27 protein-coding genes, 2 tRNA genes and 1 pseudogene are annotated in these 25096 nt (G+C 51.2%); 8 read left to right on the forward strand and 22 right to left on the reverse strand.

The annotated features are described in order from the left end of the window. Positions 1-81: 81 nt before the first annotated feature. From EK22_RS10440 to EK22_RS10470, 7 genes and pseudogenes are all read right to left on the reverse strand, one after another. Positions 82-1116: pseudogene (locus tag EK22_RS10440) on the reverse strand (YhcG family protein). Between the two features lie 35 nt (positions 1117-1151). Then, positions 1152-1550 (reverse strand): PIN domain-containing protein, encoded by a 399-nt coding sequence (locus tag EK22_RS10445; protein ID WP_036250716.1) that lies wholly within the window; start codon positions 1548-1550, stop codon positions 1152-1154. Then, the gene (locus EK22_RS10450; RefSeq protein ID WP_036250719.1) at positions 1547-1774 is read right to left on the reverse strand and encodes a hypothetical protein; all 228 of its coding nucleotides are present in this window, start codon (positions 1772-1774) and stop codon (positions 1547-1549) included. The genes EK22_RS10445 and EK22_RS10450 overlap by 4 nt, the downstream gene beginning before the upstream one ends. Before the next feature lie 264 nt (positions 1775-2038). Continuing rightward, positions 2039-2545, reverse strand: a complete 507-nt coding sequence (locus tag EK22_RS10455) for a hypothetical protein (RefSeq protein WP_036250722.1) — start codon at positions 2543-2545, stop codon at positions 2039-2041. Positions 2546-2548: 3 nt separating this feature from the next. Continuing rightward, positions 2549-2938, reverse strand: coding sequence for a hypothetical protein (locus EK22_RS10460; RefSeq protein WP_200882593.1), 390 nt, complete (start codon positions 2936-2938; stop codon positions 2549-2551). A 576-nt stretch (positions 2939-3514) separates the two neighbouring features. Beyond that, positions 3515-3808 (reverse strand): hypothetical protein, encoded by a 294-nt coding sequence (locus tag EK22_RS10465; RefSeq protein WP_235209286.1) that lies wholly within the window; start codon positions 3806-3808, stop codon positions 3515-3517. A gap of 43 nt (positions 3809-3851) precedes the next feature. Next, on the reverse strand, positions 3852-5366 hold the full coding sequence (locus tag EK22_RS10470) for a sigma-54 interaction domain-containing protein (protein WP_235209287.1): 1515 nt from the start codon (positions 5364-5366) through the stop codon (positions 3852-3854). Positions 5367-5670: 304 nt separating this feature from the next. Between EK22_RS10470 and EK22_RS10475 the strand changes: the two genes are divergently transcribed. Then, positions 5671-6621 carry a GGDEF domain-containing response regulator gene (locus tag EK22_RS10475; RefSeq protein ID WP_051961849.1) on the forward strand — a complete coding sequence of 317 codons (951 nt, stop codon included), beginning with the start codon at positions 5671-5673 and terminating at the stop codon, positions 6619-6621. 1 nt (position 6622) lies between these two features. Here the strand turns inward: EK22_RS10475 and EK22_RS10480 are convergent. The 11 genes from EK22_RS10480 to sdhC all read right to left on the reverse strand — a co-directional run bounded on the left by EK22_RS10480 (position 6623) and on the right by sdhC (position 14116). Next, positions 6623-6699 (reverse strand) — tRNA-Met (locus EK22_RS10480). Positions 6700-6775: 76 nt separating this feature from the next. Further along, positions 6776-6852: transfer RNA gene (locus EK22_RS10485), tRNA-Met, on the reverse strand. A gap of 53 nt (positions 6853-6905) precedes the next feature. After that, positions 6906-7997, reverse strand: coding sequence for a redox-regulated ATPase YchF (gene ychF, locus EK22_RS10490; RefSeq protein ID WP_027147565.1), 1092 nt, complete (start codon positions 7995-7997; stop codon positions 6906-6908). 101 nt (positions 7998-8098) lie between these two features. After that, the gene (locus EK22_RS10495) at positions 8099-9265 is read right to left on the reverse strand and encodes a sensor domain-containing diguanylate cyclase (protein ID WP_036250728.1); all 1167 of its coding nucleotides are present in this window, start codon (positions 9263-9265) and stop codon (positions 8099-8101) included. Positions 9266-9268: 3 nt separating this feature from the next. Beyond that, positions 9269-10132: an HDOD domain-containing protein gene (locus tag EK22_RS23160; RefSeq protein ID WP_051961850.1), complete on the reverse strand. Its 864-nt coding sequence runs from the start codon at positions 10130-10132 to the stop codon at positions 9269-9271. Positions 10133-10136: 4 nt separating this feature from the next. Beyond that, positions 10137-10562 (reverse strand): protein YgfX, encoded by a 426-nt coding sequence (locus tag EK22_RS10505; protein WP_036250730.1) that lies wholly within the window; start codon positions 10560-10562, stop codon positions 10137-10139. Continuing rightward, positions 10522-10770, reverse strand: coding sequence for an FAD assembly factor SdhE (locus tag EK22_RS10510; RefSeq protein ID WP_036250732.1), 249 nt, complete (start codon positions 10768-10770; stop codon positions 10522-10524). The genes EK22_RS10505 and EK22_RS10510 overlap by 41 nt, the downstream gene beginning before the upstream one ends. Next, positions 10770-11555 carry a succinate dehydrogenase iron-sulfur subunit gene (locus EK22_RS10515; protein WP_036250735.1) on the reverse strand — a complete coding sequence of 262 codons (786 nt, stop codon included), beginning with the start codon at positions 11553-11555 and terminating at the stop codon, positions 10770-10772. Before EK22_RS10515 ends, EK22_RS10510 begins: the two co-directional genes overlap by 1 nt. Then, positions 11555-13339, reverse strand: coding sequence for a succinate dehydrogenase flavoprotein subunit (gene sdhA, locus EK22_RS10520; protein ID WP_020161533.1), 1785 nt, complete (start codon positions 13337-13339; stop codon positions 11555-11557). The genes EK22_RS10515 and sdhA overlap by 1 nt, the downstream gene beginning before the upstream one ends. Positions 13340-13342: 3 nt before the next feature. Next, positions 13343-13723: a succinate dehydrogenase, hydrophobic membrane anchor protein gene (gene sdhD, locus EK22_RS10525; RefSeq protein WP_036250737.1), complete on the reverse strand. Its 381-nt coding sequence runs from the start codon at positions 13721-13723 to the stop codon at positions 13343-13345. A gap of 12 nt (positions 13724-13735) precedes the next feature. Then, a complete protein-coding gene (gene sdhC / locus EK22_RS10530; protein ID WP_036250741.1) occupies positions 13736-14116 on the reverse strand; it encodes a succinate dehydrogenase, cytochrome b556 subunit in 381 nt (126 codons plus the stop codon). Between the two features lie 178 nt (positions 14117-14294). Between sdhC and EK22_RS10535 the strand changes: the two genes are divergently transcribed. The 7 genes from EK22_RS10535 to EK22_RS10570 all read left to right on the forward strand — a co-directional run bounded on the left by EK22_RS10535 (position 14295) and on the right by EK22_RS10570 (position 21334). Then, complete coding sequence (locus EK22_RS10535) at positions 14295-15293, forward strand: CAF17-like 4Fe-4S cluster assembly/insertion protein YgfZ (RefSeq protein ID WP_036250839.1); 999 nt, start codon at positions 14295-14297, stop codon at positions 15291-15293. A 29-nt stretch (positions 15294-15322) separates the two neighbouring features. Continuing rightward, the gene (locus tag EK22_RS10540) at positions 15323-16165 is read left to right on the forward strand and encodes an HDOD domain-containing protein (RefSeq protein ID WP_020161537.1); all 843 of its coding nucleotides are present in this window, start codon (positions 15323-15325) and stop codon (positions 16163-16165) included. A gap of 22 nt (positions 16166-16187) precedes the next feature. Beyond that, a complete protein-coding gene (locus tag EK22_RS10545) occupies positions 16188-17180 on the forward strand; it encodes a COX15/CtaA family protein (protein ID WP_020161538.1) in 993 nt (330 codons plus the stop codon). Between the two features lie 961 nt (positions 17181-18141). After that, positions 18142-18936 (forward strand): DUF4349 domain-containing protein, encoded by a 795-nt coding sequence (locus EK22_RS10555; RefSeq protein WP_020161540.1) that lies wholly within the window; start codon positions 18142-18144, stop codon positions 18934-18936. Positions 18937-19163: 227 nt separating this feature from the next. Then, the gene (locus tag EK22_RS10560) at positions 19164-20030 is read left to right on the forward strand and encodes an alpha/beta fold hydrolase (protein ID WP_235209288.1); all 867 of its coding nucleotides are present in this window, start codon (positions 19164-19166) and stop codon (positions 20028-20030) included. A gap of 66 nt (positions 20031-20096) precedes the next feature. Then, on the forward strand, positions 20097-20885 hold the full coding sequence (locus EK22_RS10565) for a DNA alkylation repair protein (protein WP_235209289.1): 789 nt from the start codon (positions 20097-20099) through the stop codon (positions 20883-20885). A gap of 125 nt (positions 20886-21010) precedes the next feature. After that, the gene (locus EK22_RS10570) at positions 21011-21334 is read left to right on the forward strand and encodes a hypothetical protein (protein WP_036250746.1); all 324 of its coding nucleotides are present in this window, start codon (positions 21011-21013) and stop codon (positions 21332-21334) included. A gap of 405 nt (positions 21335-21739) precedes the next feature. Here the strand turns inward: EK22_RS10570 and EK22_RS23165 are convergent, their stop codons facing one another. The 4 genes from EK22_RS23165 to EK22_RS10590 all read right to left on the reverse strand — a co-directional run bounded on the left by EK22_RS23165 (position 21740) and on the right by EK22_RS10590 (position 25081). Continuing rightward, a complete protein-coding gene (locus tag EK22_RS23165) occupies positions 21740-22705 on the reverse strand; it encodes a hypothetical protein (protein WP_051961851.1) in 966 nt (321 codons plus the stop codon). Beyond that, positions 22702-23433, reverse strand: a complete 732-nt coding sequence (locus EK22_RS10580; RefSeq protein ID WP_036250749.1) for a type III pantothenate kinase — start codon at positions 23431-23433, stop codon at positions 22702-22704. Before EK22_RS10580 ends, EK22_RS23165 begins: the two co-directional genes overlap by 4 nt. After that, a complete protein-coding gene (gene birA / locus EK22_RS10585) occupies positions 23433-24425 on the reverse strand; it encodes a bifunctional biotin--[acetyl-CoA-carboxylase] ligase/biotin operon repressor BirA (protein WP_036250751.1) in 993 nt (330 codons plus the stop codon). Before birA ends, EK22_RS10580 begins: the two co-directional genes overlap by 1 nt. A gap of 62 nt (positions 24426-24487) precedes the next feature. Then, positions 24488-25081, reverse strand: coding sequence for a PilZ domain-containing protein (locus tag EK22_RS10590; RefSeq protein WP_020161547.1), 594 nt, complete (start codon positions 25079-25081; stop codon positions 24488-24490). Positions 25082-25096 lie beyond the last annotated feature (15 nt).

Below are 25096 nucleotides of genomic sequence, written 5' to 3' on the forward strand. Positions count from 1 at the left end.
GTCCTGAATTTAACTAAACTTCATCAATAAACAGCCGGCGAAATACCTTTTGTATTTTCAACCGGTTATAAAACCAATGTTTCAAGCCTCTTTTTCCAGTTCACGCTCGATCTGTTCGATGCTGGGCAGCTGATTTTCCAGATCGGCGGGCAGCGCCTGGGCCAGCTGGTATTCCGCGACGCCGATCGGCTTGTTGTTGTCGCGCAGGGCGTATTCCGCGACCAGCTTGTTGCGGGTCTTGCATCACAGCAAACCGATGCTTGGGGCGTCCTGTTCGCTTTTGATCCGGGCGTCTACCGCACTTAAATAAAAACTCAATTGTCCTGCATGCTCCGGCTTGAAATCACCGGTTTTGAGCTCCACGACGACATAGCAGCGCAATTTCAGATGGTAGAACAATAAATCCAGATAAAAATCATCGCCGCCCACGTTCAGCTCGACCTGCCGCCCGACATAGGCAAAGCCGGCGCCCAGTTCCAGCAGGAACTGAGTGATGTGCTGCGTCAGTGCCTGTTCTATGTCGCGCTCGCGCGCTTCTGCGCCTATGCTCAAAAAATCGAAGATATACGGGTCTTTCAGCGTTGCCTGAGCCAGTTCGGATTGCGCATCGGGCAGGTTCCGGCTGAAATTGCTGACCGCCTGGCCCTCGCGCTGCATCAGGCCGCTTTCAATCTGATGCACCAGCACATTGCGCGACCAGCCATGCGTTATCGTTTTACGGGCATACCACAGGCGCTGCTCCGGCGTTTTCAGCTTGGCCAGCAACACCAGATTATGGCCCCAGGGAATTTGTGCAACAGGCTGTTGCACAATTGAGGGTGATGCCGCGGTTATCGGCCAGGCTTCGGCGAAAGCGCGCATGTACTTGATATTACGCGCCGAAAATCCTTTCAAATCCGGGAAAGCTTGCTGCAAGTCCTCAGCCAGCCGTTCGATCACCTTGCTGCCCCAGCCCTGCTCGGCCTGGCGCTGCAAAATGTCGGCACCGAGCTGCCAGTACAGCCGGATCAGCTCCTGGTTGACGGCCAAAGCGGCGCGCTGCTGGGCCGAGACGATTTGCCTCTTCAGCCCTACCAGCCATTGGGGGTAATTATCGGGAAGTTCGGTTTTATTCATGGTGGCTGTTTTTGTTGTTCGGTACTTACAACCTTTCAGGACAACAATTTAAAAAGACCGTGCTGGCAGGCTTTCTTATCGAACGAATACGTAAACGGACAACCTCTTTGTTTGTTTAGCTGAGCGATAAAGCAATCCGAAAAATCGGCATTGCCGTTTTCATAATCATGAAATGCCGCCCATGCTTCAGAATGCGATGAAATAGTGATTTCCCGACTGACCAGCAATTGTCTTAAAATGTTTATAATCACTGTTTTTTCGTAACCATAAGCGCGCTTTAGCGCCCATACGATTTCGCATAGCGTAATTTCGTTGATAAATACCGGATTTTCGCTGGAACATTGACTTTCGATCAAATCCGTTGCCAATTTGGCTTGTTGTTCGTCATCCTGAACGATATAACGGATGATGACATTGGTATCCAGCCCGATCAACGTTTTGCCCCTTCATCTTGAATGGCTTTATCCATATCTTCCAAGCTGACTGCATGCGCGGGTTTAGGAGCGATGCCTTTTAATCGTTTAATTGATTGATCATGCGCAGCTTCAAATTCCTCTTCTTCGACCACGACGATCACTTTGGCTTTTTTAATATGCGGTGGAATACCCAGCCATTTCAATTTACCGTTGTCATAGAATGCTTCGTAACTTTTTAACATTTTTCTTGCCTCGAATTTAATGGTTACAAACTGTCGAATTACAATAATCTCTTGAGCCGGCAATTCATGTTTGATTAACCACAGAGGGCACAGAGAAACACAGAGAATTCATTTCTCTCAACCTCTGTGAACTCTGTGCTCTCTGTGGTTTTATTCCTTATTCAGATGCTCGACTAAAGTTCAAATATTAATGATCATTTTTACCTGTAGCTCAGCTATCGCATGTTACGTGTTGCGCTTCATTGAGCGCCACCTTACTAATGATCAATTCGGCACATCAGTTTTGCAGACTTCGCGCAGCCATCGCGATGTTTTTGGGTCAAATTGGACTTGATGTACAAGGATCTCTTGTCCGGGACGTTTAAGCAAACAGAAGTCCGCAGTGTACCCATGCACCTCATACGGATATCTTTCCATCGGCGCATAGATTGCTACCCCATACACCTGTCCGGGTACTAATGGTTCTGCTGGCACCTTGGTTGTATACACATCGGTCGTTTGACCATAAGGAATGCACTGATCTGGAGTGAACGGAGAGGATTTTTTCAACTCGACAAACCAGATTTTACTGCCCTGCTCCCCTATAACCTCTATAGCTTTAAGATTTGCTTCGCCGGCTCGGGTTTTTTCAGTGTTTTCAATGGAAAAGCATGGGAGATTGCCGCTTTGTTGAACAATAGCCGGCCCAATTTCCTTTCTTATCGGAGTACAACCGCTGATTTGCGTAAGAGGTAGCGCGACGGCTATTGATAAACAAAAGAATATTTTCATATGTCAGGGTAGATTTTTATTGCTTGCTGGATTGATCAGGAAGTCTTTCAATGTTCTTTCATAATCATCAATTGAGTAGGTTACAGTTGAATCGGTACTGAGTTGATTTTTGACAGCACTTGGATTATTAAGAAACTTTAACGCAAAGTAATCTGCCAAAATATCACCTTGAGCTTCCATATTGTAATCGCAGAGCTTTCTCTGGGCATCAAGCGTATATTTATAGTCCAATCCTGGACGGAACGCGCCCCTAAACATAACCCAATAACCCAGTTGATGCTGCCATACATGAGTCATCTCATGCATAAACCAGCATTTTTTCAAATCATTAGAAGTTGAGAAGTCCTCTAGAAATTTTAAAGGAGGAAAATACATCTCCCCATTAGGTGTCACAGCAGTCCTGGCATTCTGCAGTCCAAAAGGGAAATAGCCTTCCTTATGGACCCTAACCTTGGCGTAGTTGATCTAATTCTTAAAGATTTTTTTCGCCATTTTAATCTCTCCGGACGTTAATCCTCTGGATTCATTTTCCGGGGTAACGTGCAAACTATTGGCGATACCAATCGGTCCAGGTGACGGCGATTGGAGCCGGATGCGAGTGCCTTCGTCTATCACTGACCTATTGACTGGTTGGGCTGTGATACCAATCGGCCCAGGTAACGGTGATCGGTGCCGGATGAGAGTACCCTCATCTATCACTGGCCTATTGGTTGGACCACCCAGGGGGCCGCTATTGCCTGTCATATTGTCTCCTTATAATTTCGAGAAAATTAAATGTGTCTATCCTTTGGCTTATGTTGGTTTCCCGTTTCCAAGTGTTCCTGGATCGAATGCGGATCAACGCGTAGGGCGCTTTCGAGCAGCAAACCACCATTTCAAGCAGGCCGGTAACATTGCGGAATATGACGGTTTCAAGGCGCCGTTTGTTGGTGGATTGCCAAGGCAAATCCACCCTACGGTTCTATATTTCTAAGGTTCATCCGCCATACGGCCATGGATGCGCAGATAATTGAGGTTAGTGATCAGCGGTTTGCTGGCGACTTCCTGAAAGGCCGCATCGTTGATCAGGTCGATCAACTGCGGACGGTGCAGTTTCGGCAGGCGTTCCAGTTGATGAATGGTTTTGACGACCTGCTCAGCCAGCGTGCGCAGTTTCACCAGGCTGCTGCCGGGATCGACGTACAGATGGTATTCGGCCAGGCCGCCCAGATCAGCCAGTTCGGGCCGGTGCGGCCTGATGAATTCGAAGTTCAGTGATTGCATGATGAGTCTGTCCATGAGCTGTAATTAGCGAGAAGCGTGCCAATTACAGTCTGATATTGTATTTTTTTATCCAGTTGTTGAGCGTCTGGTAATTGCTGAACTTGAGCAGTTCCGCGGCCCTGGTTTTGTTGTTGCCGGTCAGCTTGAGCGCCCGGTGCAGATAGTGCTCGGCAACTTCGGAGATAACGGCCTGTAAATCAAAGCCTCTTTCGATGGGCTGATGCAGGATGGTTTCCGCCGCTGCGTCGGTCTGCCGTCTTTTCAGCAGCGCGTCCTCAATGTCCTGTTGGCCGATGAACTCCGCCTCGGACCAGAGCACGGCCCGGGTCAGGGTATTGGCCAGTTCGCGTATATTACCAGGCCAGTCGTGATTGAGCAGAACGTTTCTTGCGGAAACAGAAAGTTTCTTATTGACCCAGGCCGGCTCCGCGACGCTCTCCTTGTTGATCCTGTCCAGCAAGGAATCGATCAGTAGATTCAGATCCCCGGCCCGGTCTTTCAGAGCGGGCAATTTGATGATGGCGACGGCCAGTCGGTAAAACAGGTCTTCCCGGAAGCGCCCCGCCGCCACGTCATCGATCAGTACGCGGTGAGTTGCCGCGATGATGCGCACGTTGAGTTTTACCGGTCTGCTGGCGCCGACCCTGACCACCTCGCCTTCCTGCAATACCCGCAGCAGCTTGACCTGCATGGCCAGCGGCAATTCGCCGATTTCATCGAGAAACAGCGTGCCGTTGTCGGCGGTTTCAAAATGGCCGTGTCTGCTGCCGGCCGCGCCGGTGAAAGCGCCTTTCTCGTGGCCGAAAAATTCGGACTCGACCAGTTCCGGCGAGATGGCGCCGCAATTGACGGCGATGAAAGGCTTGTCCCGCCTGGGGCTGGTGTTGTGAATGGCGCGCGCCAGCAGTTCCTTGCCGGTGCCGCTGTCGCCTTCGATCAGGACCGGCACGGATCGGGGCGCTACACGGTGGGCTTTGGCGACGACCCGCTTCATCACGTCGCTTTGATGGACGATCGCCGAGAACGCCGGCGCCTCATCCGGCAAACCGGCGCTCAGCCGGGCGATATCGGCATCGGCACGCTTGTAAAGATCGGGGATATACTCGGCCGAGAGCTCAAAGGGTACCGTGGCGGTTTTGACGCCGTTCTCTTTCGAGGATTCGATCAGTTCCGCGGCAAAGCGGGTTTTTGCCAGAATGATCCAGACGGCCGCCATTGCCGGCGTGCCGGGACTCAGATGAAATGTCAGTTTCGCATCCTGATACGCCGGAATGTTTTCAATGCAGTGCGATACCGCCTGGTAGATCTCGCCAAAATGCGTGGGGCTCGACAGTACAACGGGGTGGTACTGAATCGCGCTGCCGGTATGTTGCCCGAGCCAATCGATAAAGCCACGGGCTTCATTGTCGGGATAGCTGCTGAAAAGATAAATCTGATCGAAGGATCGCTGTAAGACAGCCTGCGCAATAGGCCCAATGCCCGCCGCCTCGATATTTTCGGCGGCATTGAGGTCGGTTTTCCCTATCCAGCTTAGCAATATGCGTTGAGATTCAGCCACCCCGTCCCTTGTATAAATATTTTTATGTTTTTATAAAGAATAGACTGTTTTTCAGGAAAGCAGGAAAAAATCTTACTTATTATTTAAACTTATAATTTTTAATATTATTATCAACAAGCTCCATATACCATTTAAACCCCATTTCCTTAACCCCTATGCACGCGGAATTTTGCCAACTGGCACACAATTAGCTATATACGCTAATGAAAAGGCAATATTTGGAAGAGCCTGGTGACCTATCCAGCAAAATGCAAAGGTCATTTGCCAGGAAGAAACTTTTGGTAATTTTTACTCGGAATATCAAATGCAAAATTCAAGGTACTGTGGGACGGACGCTAATTTCGATATCGACACAAAAATTGAGCGTATTTTAATCATTGACGATAGTTCAGTCAGCATCGATCTATTGCGGGCCTCATTGGAACCTGAGTTTAAGATCTTCACTGCGCTTAATGGACAATCAGGGTATGAGATTGCCAAATTTGAGCAACCGGATCTGATATTGCTTGATATCAATATCCCGGAATTCAACGGTTATCAAACCTGCAACCTTTTAAAAAGCGATCCTGATACGCAAGCCATCCCGATTATATTCATGACGGCCTTGATGACCGAGGAAAGCGAAGCCAGGTCTCTGATGCTGGGCGGCGCCGATACGATCAGCAAGAACACCAATGTCGAAATCATTAAGCTGAGAATAAAGAATCAGATTGAGCTTAAACGTTGCAAGGATCTGCTTGAACGTCTGTCAACAACGGATGAATTAACGGGCCTGGCCAACCGGCGCCGGCTTAATGAGTTTCTGTATCAGGAATGGCGGAACATGATGCGCGCGAAGAATTTTCTCAGCGTCGTATTAATCGATATCGATTATTTCAAGGACTATAACGACCATTATGGTCACATCCTTGGCGACTGCTGCTTAAAGCAAGTTGCCCAAGTGTTCCAGGAAACACTGTCCCGTCCGGTGGATTTTGTTGCGCGATACGGCGGCGAGGAATTCATTTGCGTGCTCCCCATGACTGCCCCGGCGGGGGCTGAAATCGTCGGTGAAAGATTGCGCAATGCGGTCATGCGGCAAAGGATACCGCATCAACGGTCCAGTATTGCCGATGTTGTGACGGTGAGTCTTGGCACCGCGACGGCAATTCCTGACCCTGGCATCGATGCCGGCGGATTGATCGATTGTGCCGACAAGGCGCTATATCAATCAAAAAACAACGGTAGAAACCGGGTGACTTGCATCAGGATTTGAATGGTGGCGATGGGTGGGATCGAACCACCGACCTTGGGGTTATGAATCCCACGCTCTAACCGGCTGAGCTACATCGCCTTCGGACAGGTCTTTAGTTGCATAAGTCGATGACATCCCAAGGATGTTACGACAATAAAATTATCACCGAGGATAATGGTGGCGATGGGTGGGATCGAACCACCGACCTTGGGGTTATGAATCCCACGCTCTAACCGGCTGAGCTACATCGCCTTCGGACAGGTCTTTACAAAGAGCGGGCATTTTAAATACCCGCTCAGGTTTTGTCAAACGTTGAATCTGAAATGGATCACATCGCCATCCTTAACGATGTAGTCCTTGCCTTCAAGACGCCATTTTCCGGCATCCTTGGCGCCCTGTTCGCCTTTATGGGCGATGAAGTCCTCGTAGGCAATCACTTCGGCGCGAATAAAGCCTCTTTCGAAATCCGAATGGATGACGCCGGCGGCCTGAGGCGCGGTCGCGCCCGTCGGAATGGTCCAGGCCCGGACTTCCTTTACGCCGGCGGTAAAATAGGTGGACAGATTCAGCAATGCGTAGCCGGCCCTGACGACACGGTTCAACCCCGGCTCTTCCAGACCCAGATCATCGAGGAATTCTTTCTTTTCGTCATCATCCAGCTGGGCGATTTCCGCCTCTATCGCGGCGCAAATTGGTACGACCACAGCTCCTTCCTTATCGGCAAACTCCCTGACCCTGTCCAGCAGGGGATTGTCCTCGAAGCCGTCATCCTGGACATTGGCGATGTACATGGTGGGCTTGATCGTCAGCAAGCACAAGTCTTTTATCAGCGCTTTTTCATCATCGCTTAATCCCATGGCCCGCACGGGCTCACCGGTGTCCAGATGCGTCGCGACTTTTTCCAGCACCTGTTTTTTCGCCTGTTCTTCCTTGTTGCCTGATTTGGCGGCTTTCGATACGCGCTGTAACGCCCGTTCTATCGTGGCCATATCAGCCAGCGCCAATTCCGTGTTAATGACTTCTATGTCTGAAACGGGATCGATCTTGCCGGCCACGTGGACGACGTTTTCATCATGAAAACAGCGTACAACATGAGCTATCGCGTCGGTTTCACGTATATTGCCCAGGAACTGGTTGCCCAAGCCCTCGCCTTTCGATGCGCCCGCAACCAAGCCCGCGATATCCACAAATTCGATGGTCGTAGGCAGCGTGCGCTCGGGTTTTACAATTTCCGCCAGCTTTTCCATTCTATTGTCGGGTACGGGAACAACGCCCACGTTAGGATCGATCGTACAGAATGGATAATTTTCGGCGGCGATCTTCGCCCGGGTTAATGCGTTAAACAGGGTTGATTTTCCAACATTGGGCAAACCAACGATTCCGCAATACAATGCCATAGGGTTCTCTTAAATAGAATTTGATACAAGAAGGAGTACAGCGAGAGGTTCAAGCTGAAACAAACGGACAATTATACAATTTATCGCTTTAATCCAAAAAACTATTTATTGCCCTGTCCTGCTTCGGTAAACAGCACTATTCTGTTTCTACCGGCCGCTTTCGCGGCATAAAGGGCTTTGTCCGCGTAATGGATTAACAGGTCGATATTCAGGTCGTCTTGGTTCAGGTGCTCTTCGGTCAGGCAATAGAGCCCGATGCTGGCGGTTATCCGCACTGGCTGCTGCTTGCACAGACAACGCAGCGATTCGATTTTTTTCCTGATCCGCTCGGCGAACAATTGACCTTTGCTGTCATTCATATTGGTAAATACCATGACAAATTCCTCACCACCGAAACGCGCCAGAATATCCGACTCACGAATTTCCTCCTTGATGGCCCGCGAAACATCTTTCAGAACAGTATCGCCAAACCCATGGCCGTAAACATCATTAATTTCCTTGAAATGATCGAGATCCAAAACCATCAGGCAAAGCGCCTGACGCTGGCTCCTTGAGCGGGCCAGCGCCGTTTCGATTTGCGCGTAAAAATAGCGGCGGTTGTATAGCCCGGTCAATTCATCGCGCATGGACATGTTTTCATGGTGTTCCTTTAGCAACCTGACATCTTCCAGAGCCCTTTCCAGATGCCGGGTCCGGACAGCAATCTGTTCCTCCATGCGTTGCAGTAACCGATAGTTGGCAATCAGTTCACCCATCATGTTCTTATAAATATGCAGAAGCCGGATATGCCATTCAGAGAAATAATTGACTTCGGGATGGGAGATGTTCAGGACCCCTACCAATTCACCGGCGGCAAAAATAGGCCCGCTGATGACGGATCCCGGCGACACGTCTTCGGCCTGCTGAAAAAATCGCTTATCTTCCTTGCAATTCATGCATTGTTGCAATTCGCCGGTTTTCGCCGCCTGGCCGATGATACCCTGGCCCATTTTGAATTTTAACGGCGCTCGTGCCGTTCTTTCCGCGCCGGAATATTCCTTGCTGCTGATGCCGGTCAGGTTCACCAGGCATTGTTCTTCATCGAGAATGAAAAACGAGCAACGCTCCATGTCCTGGTTACAGATCAGGATGGATAACGCTTTGAAAATGAGTTCTTTTTCGCTAGCGGCCTGACTGTTTAATTCTGAAAGCCCCCTGATGGCGGATAACGAGTTCAATAAATCAATAATCACATCCGATACACTGAATTGCCCCTGGGCTTGTCTCATTTATTATTTTCCTGCGATTGCTAGCGCTGCTGTATAAATATTGTTTTTTGCCGCGAGAAGATCATCAATAACCGATTGCGCCCGGGCCGCGGAAACCCCGAACGCTTCGAGCCGCTTGACGAATAAAGGCAATTCGTCCTGTTGGCCGGCCAGCATTTTCTTGGCTGTCGCGAAACATACCGCCAATAAGTCGATCATTCGCCTTTCACTCCCGGTGTAGTCGGTGTTTTTAAACTCCCTTAAAGTAACCGAATAGATGCGCGGCAGATGCCAATGGGCCAGCAGCACGCTTCCTAGCTCATACTGATGCTCCCCCATGGCGGCCAGCATTTCCCGGGAGACCGAACTGCCGTTCGTATTGGCACTCAGTAAAACCTGGTTTAACGCTTCAGGCCACATATAAACCGCGGTAATCAGCCCGATATTAAGCAATAAGCCGGCGGTATAGGCCGTGGAGGGCGCCAGATCCTCATCGGAACTCAGCTGACTGAATTGCTGAGCCAATATTGCGGTCAACAAGGCATCCATCCAGAAACGCTCACTGTCAAACTGATTGCATTTCTGGGTGTTCAATTCCAGATTCAAAACCACACCAACCGTAAGGCATTTAACCAGATTAAACCCGAGGACGCGTATAATTGCAAATTTGAGATCATTGACCTTGCCCGCATGGCCGAAATAAGCTGAATTGGCCAACCCTATCAGCCGGCCGACAAGCACCGGCGAAGTCGAAAGCACGGTTGCAAGCTCATCAATACTGATATCGGGATCGTTGACCGCCTGCAGGATTTTAATGCCGTCAACCGAAAGTGTGGGAAGATTTTTTATTCTTGAAACCTTCAGATTAATTTCATCCGCAACTGTCATATTTTCACCTTGTTATGACGGTGGTTCTCAACTTCACGATAAGACGCCGATAATCATCTTCTAATAAAGCATCACTTAAAACAATAATAGTCTTTTTGCCTTGATCCTGCCTTGTGACATGCAGAAATATCGCGTACAGGGTAATCACCGTTGAATTTAAAATCCGGACCGGTTCGAAGTCCTGGCCCTCCGAGATTTCCCAGCCCGCTGCCTCAGTGAATTTGATTGTCGGCCGCGTGTCAGTCAAACGCTTGACGGCAACCCACAGATGCAGGCAAATACCGGTCAACAAACTGACCTTGATGACTGGCGGCAAGGCATTGGCCAGACAGGCGCCCATCGCAAGCACGTGCATGGATATCAGCACTCGTTTTAAACGCCCGGAATGCTTAAGCGTCAGTAGCAGAGAGGGCTCGTATTTTTTTGACAAGCGTGGCCATTCCTTTTGCCTCAGGCAATTGTTCGTCCACCAGAAACGTTAACAGCTCCGCATCGCTGTAGTTCAGCAATGCCTGAAACAGCGTTTGTTCATCCTGTCCCGCCGTTAAATAGACGCGGTCCAGATAGCGCCCGAGCATGATATCCAGCTCTAGTGTTCCGCGCCGGCAGAGCCATTTCAGTTTTTCCCGATGAATCATCAGCCTTGTTGACGGATTAACAGCATTTTTTTAATTTCAGCGATCGCTTTGGCAGGATTCAGGTTTTTAGGACAGGTATCGGTACAATTCATAATGGTATGACAGCGATACAGCTTAAAGGGATCTTCCAGATCATCCAGTCGTTCCCCCGCGTTTTCATCGCGACTATCCGCCAGCCAGCGGTAGGCCTGCAGTAAAACCGCCGGCCCGAGAAAGCGGTCGCTGTTCCACCAGTAACTCGGGCAACTGGTTGAGCAGCAGGCACACAGAATGCATTCATAATAGCCATCGAGTTTTTGGCGGTCCTCTTTGCTCTGCAACCGCTCCCTGTCGGCCGGCGCGGGCGTTTGCGTTTCGATCCATGGTTTGATCGAGGCATATTGAGCAAAAAAATGACTCATATCGCCGACCAGATCCTTTATCACCTCCAGATGGGGCAGCGGGAAAATTTTTATCGTGCCCGGATAATCTTCAATGGCATTAATGCAGGCCAGCGTATTCTTGCCGTTGATGTTCATCGCGCACGAGCCGCAGATGCCTTCCCGGCACGAACGCCTGAAGGTCAAGGTGCTGTCGATGTCGTTTTTGATCTTGATAATCGCATCGAGCACCATGGGGCCGCAATCATCGAGATCGATTTCATAGGTATCGATCCTGGGGTTTTCCCCCGATTCGGGATCCCATCGGTAAACCTGAAATTGTTTGATGTGCCTGGCGTGCTCGGGCGCTGAAAAAAAGTTGCCTTTCTTAAGCACTGAATTTTTAGGCAAGGCAAATTCGACCATTAGTAAACCCTCTTTTTAGGTGGAATGGCTTCAACTTCATCCGTCAAGGTATACAGATGCACGGGCCGGTAATCGATTTTAATCCGGCCTTTATCCAGCCAGAGCAGCGAATGCTTCAACCAGTTTTGGTCATCGCGCTCGGGATAATCTTCCCGGGCGTGCCCGCCTCGGCTTTCCGTTCTGTTCGCCGCGCCGATTATCGTCACCATCGCCAGACTTAGCAGATTGTCCAGTTCCAGTGTTTCCACCAGATCCGTATTCCAGATCAAGGATTGATCCTTGACCATGATATCGCCAAACGAATCGCTGACTTGCTTTAGTTTTTCAATGCCTTCATTAAGCACGGGACCGGTTCTGAAAACCGAGGCATGCGCCTGCATGGTTTTCTGCATATTTAAACGCACATCGGCCGTTTTTAACGTGCCTTTGCCGTGCCGGATTCGGTCGAAGCGCGCGATCGCCTGATCGCAGGCGCCCTGTTTCAAGGGGACGTGCGGCGTTCCCGGCTCGATCAATTCGGCGCAGCGGATGGCTGCCGAGCGACCGAAAACGATCAGATCGAGCAATGAATTCGAACCCAGCCTGTTAGCACCGTGCACCGACACGCAGGCCGCCTCGCCGACCGCCATCAATCCCGGCACCACGGCTTCGGCATCATCGCCGTTCTTGGTGATCACCTCGGCCTTGTAATTAGTCGGAATGCCGCCCATGTTGTAATGTACGGTCGGCAAAATCGGAATCGGTTCTTTGGTGACGTCGACACCGGCAAAAATCCGGGCCGTTTCGGATATGCCGGGCAGGCGTTCCTTGATAATGGCCGGATCCAGATGTTCGAGATGCAGATAAGCATGGTCTCGGTCCTTGCCTACGCCCCGTCCTTCCCTGATTTCCAGGGTAATGGCACGGCTGACGACATCGCGGGAAGCCAGATCCTTGGCATTGGGCGCATAACGCTCCATAAACCGCTCGCCTTCCGAATTGGTCAGATAGCCGCCCTCGCCTCTAACGCCTTCGGTGATCAGACAGCCCGCGCCGTAAATGCCGGTCGGGTGAAACTGCACGAACTCCATGTCCTGCAGCGGCAGACCGGCCCGCAGCACCATCGCGCTGCCGTCGCCGGTCACGGTATGGGCAGAGGTGCAGGAGAAGAAGCAGCGCCCATAGCCGCCCGTGGCCAGTACGGTCATATGCGCCCGGAACAGATGCAGGTTGCCGTCTTCCAGGTTCCAGGCCAGCACGCCTTTGCAGACGCCGTCTTCCATGATCAGATCGAGAGCGATATATTCGACAAAAAACTCGGCCTGATGCTTGAGCGATTGCTGATACAGGGTATGCAGGATGGCGTGTCCGGTCAGATCGGCGGCGGCGCAGGTGCGCTGGGCAGTGCCTTCGCCGAAATGCGTGGTCATGCCGCCGAAGGCGCGCTGGTAGATTCTGCCGTCCGGCGTTCTTGAAAACGGCACGCCGTAATGCTCCAGCTCCAGGATGGCCGGAATGGCCTCGCGGCACATGTATTCGATGGCATCCTGATCGCCAAGCCAGTCGGAGCCTTTGACGGTATCGTACATATGCCAGCGCCAGTCGTCTTCGCCCATATTGCCCAGGGCCGCGCTGATGCCGCCCTGCGCGGCGACGGTGTGGCTGCGGGTCGGGAAAACCTTGCTGATGCAGGCCGTCTTCAAGCCCTTCTCAGCCATGCCCAGCGTGGCGCGCAAACCGGCACCCCCGGCGCCGACGACCAGGGTGTCGTAGCGATGCTCAATCATTTTATAATTATTCGACATGCTTTATACCATTCCCCTTATTGCAAAGATTGCCAAGACAGCGGCCAGCGCCAGAAGAAAAAATGCCAGTTTGACGACCCATACGGAAACAATCTTCAGCCATTCGGTATGCACGTAATCTTCTATGACTACTTGCAATCCCAGGCCGGCATGATAAAAAACGGCGATAATCCAGGCGACCATGAGCACGCCGTTTAAAGGCTCGGACAGCCACTCCACCGTCTGTGCATGAGGTGATCTCAGTAACTGGCCGATAAACGCCAGCCACCATAGCGACAAAGGAATAAGAGCGACAGCCGTGACTCTCTGCATCCACCAATGAACGGTTCCCGTTTTTGCGGACCCGAGGCCGCGGGCCTTGGCAATCGGTGTGCGGTACTCCATAACACCTCCAGGTTAAATTAAGAAAAAACTGATAACAGTCAGTATGATCGCCGCGATCAACTCGATATAGATATTCCTGTCCATGTGCTCCCGCTCGAACCCGCTGCCCGCATCCCAGATCAGATGGCGGACGCCGTGGCATAAATGAAAGAACAAGGCAAAAATGAAAAGCCATAGCACTAAAGTGCCCAGGGCATGTTGAAGGATATTCTGCATCACGGCATAGGCCTCAGCCCCTGAAGCGAGGGCCAGCAGACTGCCGGCAAACAGCAGTAGCCCTATCGACAATATGACCCCGGTAATGCGGTGAGCGATGGAGGCAACTGCATTTAAAGGCAACTTGTAAACTTGCAGATGAGGTGAAAGAGGTCTGTTACTTTTCTGTTGGTCCATAACACGTCACAATTAAGCCATAGTGAGGGTTGATAATACCTTGTCATCGCTCGCTAAGCCAATACAAAATAATACCTACTTTCAATCGTGGCAGTCTGTTGAATCGGCTGATTTATTGTCTTTGTCTAAACCGCGTTATAATCGGCGCCCGCCCTCAAACCCTTAATTGATCGTATTTATGAACCCGAACTGGAAAACCTTTTTAAGCACCGAACAGGCGGCATTCAACAATGATGGCGACATTGTTTTTCCCTCTATATCGTCCGACAGCGAGAAACAAATTTTTGCTGTCTCCGACCTGGCGGTGCTGACCGTTACCGGAAAGGATGCGGCCAAATTCCTGCAGGGACAGATCACCTGCAATATCAGCGATATCAGCGAAACCCAAAGCAGTCTAGGCGCCTTTTGCAATCCGAAAGGCCGGATCATTACGACTTTTTTGCTGGTTAAAAAAGCCGACACGTTCCTGTTGATTTTACCGGTGGCTTTACTGGAACCGGTTAAAAAACGGTTGCAGATGTATATTTTGCGATCCGACGTACAGTTGACCGACAGCTCGAATGAATTATGTCTGATCGGCCTCGGCTATCCTGCCGGACAGACAAGCGGACCCGCCTTGCCGGAACCGTTATTCGCCACCGTCCAGCAAGATGCGGTCTTTATCAATCTTTCAACCAAACAAAACCGCTGCCTGGTGATTTCGGCACCGGAAACGGCCCAGGCGCTTTGGCGGACTTCGGTCGGCACTCAAGGTTTTCAGCCTCAGGATTCGGCTCAATGGCGTTATCTCGACATCCTGTCAGGCTTGCCATGGCTGACTCCCGAAACCTCGGAAGAATTCATTCCGCAAATGCTCAATCTTGATAAATTGGGCGGCATCAGTTTTAACAAGGGCTGCTATACCGGCCAGGAAATCGTGGCCCGAACGCATTATCTGGGTAAAACCAAGCGGGAAATGTTTCTGGCCGAATGCGCCTCATCAGCCGCGCCCGAAGCCAATACCGCCATCATCGATAACAGTACCGGTACGGAGCAAAGCATCGGCACGGTTCTCATGGCGCAATCTTGGCAAAATGTTTGTAAAATGCTCATCGTGCTGCAGGTGTCTGACACGAATGATTATCGCCTTGCGTTAAAAAACCGCGATCAGGACAAAGTTACATTATTAACGCTATAATTCATCCCTTTAATAAAGGTTCACCACGCATGCAATTTTCTACTGTTCAAGGTTTCCTCGATTATGTTCAGGAGGAACTTGATGCCAACCGTCTGGTTTTGCCTACATTGCCCGAGATTGCTTTAAAAGTCAGAGATGCGGTTTCCCAAGGAGACGCATCAGCTCGGGAGCTGGCCGATATGATAGTCACCGACGCGGCACTTTCCGCACGCCTGATCCGCGTCGCCAACAGCCCTCTCTATCGCGGCGCCGTTGAAATCAACAATATCCAGATGGCTGTCGCCCGGCTGGGTAATTTAACCATACGGACATTGGTGACCAGCCTGGTCATGCAGCAGATGTTTTGCCCGACGACCCAGGTTCTGGAACATCATTTCCGCAAGACCTGGGAGGAAAGTGTCAACGTCTCGTCCATCAGTCGGGCGCTGACGATATTCGCGCCGCATCTCAATGCCGATGAGGCGATGCTGGCGGGCTTGATACATCAAATCGGCAAACTGCCTATCCTGATGCTGGTCGAGAACATCCCCCAATTTAGGGAAAGCCCGACACTGCTGGAAAAACTGCTGGAAAAGGCCCATCCTGCCGTCGGCAAAATGATCATGGAAAGCTGGAATTTTCCGCACGATTTAAAACCTGTAGCCTCGGAGTATGTCAACTTTCAATACGATTCAGGCCCTAAAGCGGATTATGTCGATATCGTGCAGGTCGCTTTCCTACAGAGCATCACGGGAACCGATCATCCGGCATGCCGGATTGATTACTCTACGGTTCCCGCTTTCGGCAAGCTCGGTCTTGCAACCGATGCTGAAATGCTGGAAATTGAAAGCATTTCAGATGAAATTGAATTAGCAAAGAGCATGCTTTCATAAACAGCTGTACCCTGATAGAACCATGATGAATACACAAGCCGCCTTACGTTTCCGCCGCCTGGGCACCTTAACCATTTTCGCCGTCTACTTTGTCATTCTCGTGGGCGGCATCGTAAGAGCCTCCGGCGCGGGCATGGGGTGCCCCGACTGGCCGACCTGCTTCGGGCAATGGGTGCCGCCTACCGACGAATCCCAGCTGCCGGCCAATTACCATGAAATCTATGCCGAACGCGGCTATGAAAACACGCAATTCAACCCGGTAAAAACCTGGACCGAATACACCAACCGGCTGGTCGGTGTGACGATTGGATTCCTGATCTTCCTGACCGCCTGGTCATCGCGCATTTACCTGAAAACCGACAAGACCGTCTTTTATTTATCGTTAAGCGCTTTTTTCCTGGTCGGCTTCCAGGGCTGGCTGGGTTCGACCGTGGTCGCCAGCAATCTGAAGCCCATCATGATCACGCTGCATATGCTGCTGGCTTTGTTTATAGTGGCCTTGCTTATTTATACGATTGCCCGGTCGCAACGCGATTTTATCGGCCGGATTGACACGCACGGACTGCCCGACAAATTCAAGACAGTCTTGATCGCGGCCATGGCCATGACTTTGATACAAGTCGCCATGGGCACCCAGGTGCGCGAAACGGTGGACTTCATCATGCATGAACACGCCTATATCGACCGCCAATACTGGCGCGAGGACTTTCCGATCATTTTCTATGTTCATCGGTCATTTTCATCGATCATTTTATTTACCAACCTCTGGCTGGTCTGGAAAATTTACCGGTCAGTCGACAGAAACAGCATCCTGATGCGCACCGGTTTCGCGCTGATCGGACTGATTGCGACCGCCATCATCGCCGGCATCACCCTGGACAGACTGGGCATGCCGCCGGTGGCTCAACCCATTCATTTACTTATGGCCAACCTGATTTTCGGCGTCCAGTTCTTCCTGTATATCTGCCTGAGTTATGCGTCCAACAAACCGGTGGTTTTACAACCTAATGTGTAGAAGTTATGCAGGGGCGAATTCATTCGCCCCTGGCGACTAAAGTCGCCCCCACAGTTTTTACTTGTCAAACTTCAGGAAAGTCATTTTTCGACTTATCCTTAATGAATAATAAAGCTTGAACATTCGCCAAGGATGAAGCCATGCCCTGCCCCGCTGGCATGGACAAAACCGGACAAGCTGTTGCCAATCCACCCTGAGTGGCCTGGTTCACGCCCACCCGGCCATCAATTCCAATACCATGGCCCCCAAGTGGTGAATGTCGGTTTTTGAGAGAGGCGAAAAGGAGCTGTCGGCCCAAATCGCTCTTCTATCCCATTTGCCTGACCAACTGCTTATTGCTGGATAACTGAACAGGCCATCATAAAGATAAAAGGAAACCGTATATCATCCGACACAGGAAGATATACGGTTAAGGTTTTGACGTACCTATTGAGTTTTATTGCCCAGGTTGAGTTAATCAGGGATGATATACAAAAAACTATTTAAATTACTTGTTCGGTTTCGCGGATGGGTCCTTTCATAGATGGCTGGGAAATTGAAGATGTTGAGGCCGTGATAGCGCATGGCATTCCGGAAGAGTTGCTGTACGTCCCTATCGTGGTATCTCTGGCCCCTCCTGATTGTGAGTGGGCGCAAGAGGTCTGCATTGGCCTCTCGAATCATCCGCATTTCAATGTACGCGGTAACGCCATTCTCGGTTTTGGACATCTCGCTCGTACATGCCGTAGGCTCGACTTGGAGCGAGTCCTTCCAATCGTATCGGCAGCGTTGAAGCACGAGCATGAGTATGTCCGAGGGCAAGCCGAGGATGCGGCGGCCGATATCAACCATTACCTGAAAACAATGGTGCCAAGCCCATGAAACCGAACAATCGCGTCAACAAGCACGGGCGCCGGAAAACCACCCTAAGCCCCGCGTTCTGCCGCCGGTTACGCAAATCGTTAAGCACTTTGGAGACCTCATGAAACATCTATTGCTCCCCTTGTTGATCCTGATGGTTGTAACCGGGTGTGCCGAGAATGAAGAATCAACAGCGATGGCACTGGCCCCATCCATTACGCAGGCACCAGCGGGAAAAGCATCCTCGTTTTTGGCTTATGAACACTCACTGTCGGTAGACACGGAGGAACAGAAGGTTGCCGAGGCCTTCGAAGCGGCGCAGGCCGCCTGTCGTGGAGCTGCCGACGAGCTTTGCACCATTTTGGAGTCTCGCGTCAGCTCAGGACGGGCAGCGTCGGCTTCACTGAAATTCCGCGCCAAGCCAAACGGAATCAGGAAGATTGTTGCTACGCTAAGCAAACAGGCCGAAGTTACGAATCAATCGACCACCGCTGAAGACCTGGAAGCTCCAATTGCGGATGCCGAAAAGAAACTGGCTATGCTCAAGGACTACCGATCAATGCTTGAAGCGCTTCGTGGCCGCGCCGGCAATGATATCGATGCTCTCATCAAGGTCAATCGAGAGCTGGCGCAAGTCCAGAGCGAACTTGAGGCCAGTGGGGGTACGCATGCCCATCTTGTTCAGCGTGTGGAGACAGAAATCCTCAATGTGTATATCCACTCGGTTGAACATCGAGGCTTCTGGAGGCCGATCGGTTTCGCAATTTCAGACTTTGGCCGCAATTTGTCAAAAGGGATTTCTATTGCAATTACTAGCCTTGCCTTTTTGATTCCCTGGGTCATCGTGCTTGCCCTTGTTGTCTGGGGCGGCCGTAAGCTGTGGAGTCGCCGGAAAAGGGCAGAAACAAGTGCCTAAATCATATAATCAGGGAATGAACGGTTTAAAGCGCAAATCTAGAAACTGACCGGCCAACCAAAAAAGCGGACTGCCTTGTCGATTGGTGGAAAGAGAGGATTTAAATTTACTCTGACCCCAACTATTATTGATTAAGAATAAACAACTGGAGTTATACGACAAATGCATTATTGGGTTATTGGACGCCTGATGTCATATATTACGTTATGCATAAGATGGAGAAACCTTTGAAATTTAGTCGGTTCGGCTCCGACAATGGACACATAGTAGTCTATTTTCATGGCGCGCCTGGAGCGCCGGAAGAATGTAGCATTTTCGATCTGGAAGGAAAAAATCACGGCCTGACGTTTATTTGTTTAGACCGGTTTTCGGCCGATCCGTCCATCAATGGGGAAGCGTATTTCAAACTTCTGGCTGCGGAAATTTCAAGAATAGCCTCCGGAAAACAAGTGGATGTTGTTGGATTTTCAATCGGTGCATTTATTGCGCTACAGACCTTCCGTTACATGACCAATGGGGTCGGAAGTTTGCATTTGGTTTCTGCGGCTGCGCCGCTAGAGGCTGGCGATCATCTTGAAACCATGGCTGGCAAGCAAGTTTTTAAGTTGGCAAAAGTGGTACCTGCCTTGTTCGTTTTGTTGTCTTACTGGCAAGGATTGCTCGCATGGCTTTCTCCCAATGCCTTATTTCACTTGTTGTTCACCAGCGCCGCTGGCGAAGATAAGGTATTGGCTGCCGACCGTGAATTTCGCGCTGGCATCACTAAAGTATTGAAGGCCTGCTTTATTGGCCACGTCCAAGGCTACGCAAGAGATATTGGGCATTATGTGCGGCCATGGAAAACGACGCTCACTGAGATATCCGTCAATACTTATATTTGGCACGGTGCCGAGGACAACTGGTCTCCACCGCTGATGGCTGAGTACTTGAAGTCAGCGATTCCTGGTTGCACCTCGACCAAAATATTCAATGGACTGTCACACTATTCATGCCTGTACCAAGCGGCACCTGGAATATGCAATCTTATTAGGCAAGGCATAACATTGCGATCGAGTGAGACACTCCTATCGTCGCGCCCTTCACCTCTACGTTAGCCATTACGGAGAACTCACATGCTATGCATTCCTGACGCACCCCAATCAATACAGAAAGGGGTACCCTTGAAAAATGTATTGGGTTTGGAGGCCGTCGACTGCTTAGCGAACAATATCGCATATGTTTATTCAGAATTCTGCGCGGATGAATTTCGAAAATGCGCATTGGACAACCTGGATTCCATGGAGTTTATGGAGAGAGGCACGCATATTGCCCGAGCGCTTCGAAACCATTTGCCGGAAAAGTACGAAAAGGCTGTTGAAGTCATTCTCGCTTCGCTCACCCCGCCGAATGCTGCAACAGAAGGGCTTGGTCTCGCGGTATTGTTTTATCAGCCTCATAGCTGTTTTATTTCTACATATGGCCTGGATAAGGAATACAACGGAGGCGACGACCCTTTCGATATCTCGATGAAGGCGCAGTATGAACTCACAAAACGTTATACGTCCGAGTTTTCCATTCGGCCATTTCTAATGATGTATCAGGAGCGTACGCTGTCACGGTTGGAAGAATGGATTTCCGATCCAGATCCTCATGTTCGGCGCCTCTGTTCCGAAGGGTCTCGCCCCCGGCTTCCATGGGCTCCACGAATTCCTGCTTTTGTGGAAGATCCCTCTCCAATACTCCCAATATTAGAATCGCTAAAAAACGATCAAAGCATCTATGTGCGTCGCAGCGTTGCAAATAGTCTAGGGGATATCGCGAAAGACCATCCCGACTTAGTCCTTGAACTATGTGAGAGCTGGCTCAGCATTGCCTCCAAGGAAGTTAAATGGGTTATCCGCCATGCGTTAAGGCACCCTGCGAAAAGAGGAGACAAGGTTGCTCTGCAACTCAGAGCTAAGGCGAAATAGGGGCAAATGATGGTTATGGCTAACAATCGCATTCACTCGGACAGCAAAAAGCGGCGCTGCCCGTTCCTCGTCGCTGTGCTTTTTGCTGCCGGCGATGCGAAGCGTTGGGCCTAGAAGGAAACGGTATGAGCAAATACGAGCCGAAGGTAAAAAGTGCACTTTGGCAAACCGTTTTTTTCTTGCATATCGCCATCTCTTCACTTCTACTGGTATTCATATGTACCTTCAAGCTAGAAGTGTACGCTCTGAAGATGAGTTTATTGTGGAGTGGCGCTGCTATGGCAATCGCTGCGCTCGTTGCGCAAAACAGGTATAGCCATTTCAATGCGCTACTCACACCAAATACATTTGTCTCTTCCGAATTTGTTACCGTTCTGCTCAAGTATCAACAAGTCGGTAGTTGGGTACTTCTACTGTTGGCAGTTCTTGGGGTTTTTATTGGTGTCTAATGCCTCTGATTGGTCAAACTCGGGCGGTTCAATATCTGACCGGATTCGTATCGGAATTGATGGCTGTTTTCAAATCGGGAAACCTGATTGGTTTTCGACCGGAATCAGTGGTGGGTTTCATCAAAATCCACAATGAGTAGCACAAAAGCTTTAGATTTCTCTGGCCCCATGTTTTATACAGCCGAGTTTCCTGAGCAATCTGAAAACAGCTTAGGAATGGGTATAAAATAACTTCCTCAAGGAGTCGGAGGATTTTCCGGTGTAAGCGCGGATTTATTTATGCCCTATGGGTACTTGTGCCCTAGAGGGTATCCGCGCAGTGCGAATGAATTCGCACCTACAATTTTCTGATTTATTCCATGCTCATTACTTAGTATTCAAACTTTATTACCTCTACACACCTGATCATTCGCATTGCTCCATTTGCCTGACGGCAATGGCCGGGTAAGTTTGCCGCATGACATTCAAGCGCTCCAACACCTTGCCGTTGCCTTTAATCCGGGCATATTTCCGAGGCTTAGTGATGTATCGGGGCCTGACTTCGACCTGAATGCCCTTGGCAAGCAACTGGCTCCTGAGTATCGAGGCCCGGCTTTCATTTTTGAATATGCCTAACGAAATCAGCCCCTTGTCATCACCCTTGCGAAACAGCCAGAGATCCTGGACACCTTTTTCCCTGAGCATTTTCACGTTGGCCTCAGCCTCCTGCATGGTTTCCGGCGCCGGGTAATAAACCAGGTAATCATTGATCACCTCGCCATCCCGGGTTAACGGTTCAATCGCCTCCCTGGCCACGTTTAGCTCGTTTTTCCAAAGCTGATAGGCATTACCATTGACGAAAGGACCGACTTCATAACAACTCATCGGCTCTATTGCCTTGTCGCTGTTCCGGAGTTTCTCGGCCGCCGCAATCGTTAACTGAGCGGGTTTAGCTTCAGGCGCGGGCTGGCTTGCAGTCACCTTTCCAAGCGGAGCAGGGGCATTGGCGGCTGGTTCCGTTTTGTTCTGCCCGGCCGGAAGCGCGGGGCCAATGTCAGCCAACGGGGTCGGCTCGATCCGCGGCTTTTCCGTGGCGGGCGAATCAGGCTCCGCCGCCGGCAACCGATCGTCATGCTGCTCCAAACCTTCAGGCAATACGGGCTCGGCCTCGGCGGTTATCGTCGGCGCCACCGCCGCCGCAGGCTCCGGTTTTGGTTTGGCTGCCTGGGGCCGAGGCGGCTCTTTCAGCTCGCTGACCAATAGAATCCGTTCCTGATCCGGTGAAATTTGCTGCTCGGCGCTGACAATCGCCGAGGCGAAAGCGCCTTGTTTGTATTCCCACATGAACAGGCCGACATTGGCCAACGCCACTAAAAACAAAAAAATCTTCACACACTACCCTTCAAAACGATGGACAGCCCACGCAACACGATATCGGTATCGATGATGGGCTTGAAAACAAGCTGTTCGGCGATGAGTTCGGCATCGCCGCCCGTCAAAATCACTCGAGCATTTTCCGGCAACCCGGCCACCACATGCTCTATCAATCCGACCGCGGCCGACAACGTGCCGCTATGGATTGCGGCTTCGGTCCCTGTTGCCAATCCGAATGCATGGTTAGCTTCACTGAATTGAAGTTGTTCGGTGCCCTGGGAGAGCGATTTTTTCATCAGCAGCAATCCGGGGCTGATCAGGCCGCCCTGATGTCTGCCGCTGGCATCGAGCACATCCACGGTTATTGCCGTGCCGCAATCGATCACGCAGGCAGGCCCCGTATAATCGTGCCGGGCCGCCACCAGCGATAACCAGCGGTCAACACCGAGCTTCTCCGGTTGTGCATAGGCATTCCGCACGCCGAATGCCTGCGCCTGGGATTTGACGGACCGGACGTCCACGCCCGGCCAAAGTTCAAGCGCCGCCGACCGGACCTGCTCGAACAGATGCCCGGCACTGACACAGGCGACGGCGATATGTCGCGGCGGAACAAGATGCTGCCAGAGCTCGACCAGCGCATGCTGCGTCACCTGATCGTGAACGAGCGGCTGTCCGGCAATGAGCCGCTGGTCTTCGGCCGTGCCCCACTTCAGCCGGGTATTGCCTATATCGATCAATAAATTCATTACGACGAACCGCTAAAACTGACTTCCCCGGAAGCGAACGTCTGAAGGCTGCCGTCAGACCGCTTGATCAACAGCGTGCCGTCATCGTTGATGCCTTCAACAATACCGTCGAATGGCTGCGTGCCGATAAACAGTGTCGCCGCTTTGCCTTTCAGGCTGTCATAAGCGCGCCACTCATCGACGTAGGCTTGAATGCCGACGCCTTCGAAATCCGCGATAACCGGCAACAGATGCTCCAGCAGCAAACCGGCCAGCCTGTTCCTGGATAACCGGTGGCGGCCGGTCACCTTGCTCAGATCGGTCCATGCCTGATCAATATTTTCTGTTTCGGCTTCCGGCAAGAACAAATTCAGCCCCAGGCCGATCACCGCCGAACACGGGCCATCGGTTTCGCCTGAAACCTCAACCAGAATGCCGCCCAGTTTTTTACCCTGGCTGTAGATGTCATTAGGCCATTTCAGACCGATATCCTCGACATCATGCTGTTTTAAAGCCCGCATGACCGCGACGCCGATAGCCAGGCTCAAGCCGGAGATAGCGGCCGGCCCCTGCTGAAAGCGCCACAGGATCGACAGGTAAATATTGCTGCCGTAGGGCGACACCCACTGCCGCCCGCGCCTGCCCTTGCCCGCGCTCTGATGTTCCGCGAAGCAAACCGCGCCCGAGCGCGCGTCTTGCCGGGCGCGTTCCACCAGATAACTGTTCGTGGAATGGATCCGGTCATGGATCTCGAGCGATGAGATCAAGGCGCGGACCCGCTCGCTCAGGACTGCCTCGATTTCGGCATGAGCCAGCAGCTCAAGCGGTTTATCCAGCCGATAGCCCCTGCCCCGGACCGCTGAGTGTTGCAGGCCCAGTTCGGCCAGATGGTTCAATTGCTTCCATATCGCTGCCCGGCTGAGCCGCATGGTGTCGGCCAGTTCGGTTCCGGAATGAAATTGGCCGTCTGCCAAAATAGCCAGGAGCTTTTTTTGTGTTTCGGAAATGACCACGTCGCTAGCCCCCGAACGACCGTTGATTTATGTTAAAAGCCAAAATGTTCGATACCTCTTTGTCATGACTGATGACCCGCTTCTTTTTTATCACGGATCTGCTGCAATTGCCTTTTGACCACATGCTTGATCAACAATTCTCGGTCCTGCTCTTCCATGCCGATATAATCAACGCCGATTCTATAGGGATACCGGCCGTCAGCGGCAGGCTGTTCATTGCAGTAAATCACCTTGCCGTAGGTCACGATCATGGCCATGCAGGAGACCAGCCACATTTTGATTTCCAGAAACTCACCGGGCTTAAGCGCTTCTTCACTTTCAAAAGCCAGGCCGGCCGCGCTGAGGTTTACGTTACGCGCGTTTTTTTCTCTAAAGGCGCTATCCTGCGTGATGATGGCCTGCGCCAGCAGGCCAATTTTACGATCGATCAATTTCAAATAATTGACGACGTCAGGCTGGCTCTTTTCCAGCCGGCGCAAAAGCACGGTCGATTCCTGCGACAGCATTTCCAGGGCAGCGGACAGCGAGTAATGCGTCAAGACATTATTTTCGGCCGGCCCCGCTCCCGCCGCCTCGTGTTGATCGATTTTCCTGTAGAACAGATCAACTTCATCATCAATGCGAAAAAATCGCCGTTTCTCTTTAGAACCCGTCATGTCCCCTACCTTGAT

It is taken from the genome of Methylobacter sp. BBA5.1 (assembly GCF_000746145.1).
In the GTDB taxonomy this organism is placed as follows: Bacteria; Pseudomonadota; Gammaproteobacteria; order Methylococcales; family Methylomonadaceae; genus Methylobacter; species Methylobacter marinus.